This window comes from Microcoleus sp. S36b_A4 (assembly GCF_036700645.1).
In the GTDB taxonomy this organism is placed as follows: domain Bacteria; phylum Cyanobacteriota; class Cyanobacteriia; order Cyanobacteriales; family Microcoleaceae; genus Microcoleus.
Map to the genome: position 1 here is coordinate 1 of NZ_JAUBPI010000204.1, position 2139 is coordinate 2139.

Sequence of the window (2139 nt, forward strand, 5' to 3'; positions counted from 1 at the left end):
GTTTGAGTCGATGGGAGGTATTATCCTCCGCACCTCTCAGTTAGATCCGGACGTGCTGGTTTCCCCGCATCCGGCTCCCGATGTTCTTGGCTTGCGGCTTTGCTCATGTGGATATAATCGTGGCAACTTTCGTGAACCGCTAGAAGGTTGTTTATTTTCCAATTACTGTGACATCCATCTACGTGGTGCAGATGAATCCTTTCATCGCCTAGCATTTTTAAACCACATTCCCCACATTTATGGTGTTGCCGTTTTAAAGCTTTAGAGGTTTCGCCGTTATAGAGTTTGCTGTTACGCTCACTCCAGTAGGCTATGTCTCCGTCGTAGGGAGATTTCTCTCCTTTGACATTGACAAATTTGTTTTCGGAGTAAGGAACCGTCGGGAATGCTTTTTCTATCAATTTCTTGACAGTATAACGATTCTGCTTTGCTTCCTTGTTAAATACCTTGAAGGCTCTCTTGTTGAGGAACCACAGTGAAAACCGTGACCCTTCCAACTTACAGTAGCGATGGTAGTTTCTCCAACCTCTAACTACAGGGGCTAATTTCTCAGCCTTGTCCGTAGCACCATAATTCGAGTTGTTAACGATGTGTTTTACCTTCTGACGAAACGCTTTAAAATTGTCCGCTGATGGAACGCATCTAAATTTCCCGTTGTTTTGCACTTTGAAATGCCAACCGAGGAAGTCAAATCCATCTGTCGTAGCCGTTAGCTTAGTTTTCTTTTCACTAACCTTCATGCCTCGTGCTGCCAGAAATTCGCTGACTTTATCAAGTATTGCCTTCGCATCATCTTTAGGCTTCAGAATTATTACCATGTCATCCGCGTAACGGACTGATTGATGTATTTCCTCAATCCCATTGAGAGCAATATTGGCTAATAATGGACTTACCACGCCCCCTTGCGGGGTTCCTTGTTCTGGAAATCCTGGATTGACTCCTGATTTTAGACACCGGAATATTCCGGTCTTGATGCCTAATGGGGCGATGAGTCTTTCCATAATGCTATTGTGGCTTATCCTGTCGAAGCATTTTTCGATATCGAGTTCTATGACTCGCTTGGATATTCCGTGGGCTTTTGAGCTTAGATTTAGGAAAAGAAATTTCTGCGCGTCCTGCGCTGACCTCCCTGTCCTGAATCCGTAGCTACGAGCGTGGAAGGTTGCTTCATGTGCTGGCTCTAGCGCGTATTTTGCGAGGCATTGCCACGCTCTATCGGCGATAGTAGGTATCTTAAGGAGGCGGGTACTCCCATCCTTTTTTGGGATTGGTATTGAACGTAACTTCTGATGTTTCCAGTTGTTACTTTTGGCTCTGAGTTCTTCACTCAGAGCCAACCTTTCCTCAAATGTGAGTGAGGCTATCCCATCGATTCCCGCAGTCTTTTTGCCAGCATTTAGTTGAGTTACTTGACGTATCGCCAACATTCTTGCAGCCCGAGATTTCAGAATTAGCTTTTGAAGAGACTTCGCTTTCTGCTTGTCTCCAACTTGAATCGCTTTAAACACTCGTTTTTGTAGGCGGAATAAATCACGGCGGAATTTCTTCCACGGTAACGTCTTCCAAGATTCACTAACATTGCTGCTGTGTCTAACCATGCGCTGCTCTTACTTATGTTTTCTGAACACCTCAGACCAATTACGGTCTGTCCTACCCGAACTAAGGGAGTTCCGCTGCTCGTCTAGCCTACGAAAGAGTTCGACTTCCCCTTGACCCTCAGTTCGTTTTTCTTCGTTCCCTCGGGCGTGATTGATTGTTCCTTTAGGTGGAGCCAATTTAACTGCTGGATTCCCTGGACTCTTGCCGATATTGAGACAGGTGATTCGGCGGGAATGAACTCCAGTGGAGTCGGGAGTTTTGGTCTGTGTCCCGCTCTAGATTAAGTTACTTTTCTAGGCTCTGTTTCACCATTGGAACCCCCCATTAGCGCCAAGTGTCACCCCACATTGGGTGTCTGGTTGCGCCCTGTTCCCAGCTTCACTCTCCAAGAATCGAGCTCGGTCGGTGTGGGCAGATAGGGAGTCATACCTGAGTCTGGCAGAAGGGGCTTGCACCCTTATCAGACCGAGAGTTCAGCCTTGTGGCTGGAAACGTTATGTACGGGCTTTCACCGTGATTCACGTTTCAACGAATCGCACT

Annotated in this window: 1 protein-coding gene; it reads right to left on the reverse strand. The window is 46.6% G+C overall.

Going from position 1 to position 2139, the window contains the following annotated elements; translation table 11 throughout:
• Positions 1 to 20: 20 nt before the first annotated feature.
• Positions 21 to 1598, reverse strand: coding sequence for a reverse transcriptase domain-containing protein (locus QUA03_RS28765; protein WP_333217118.1), 1578 nt, complete (start codon positions 1596 to 1598; stop codon positions 21 to 23).
• Positions 1599 to 2139: the final 541 nt, after the last annotated feature.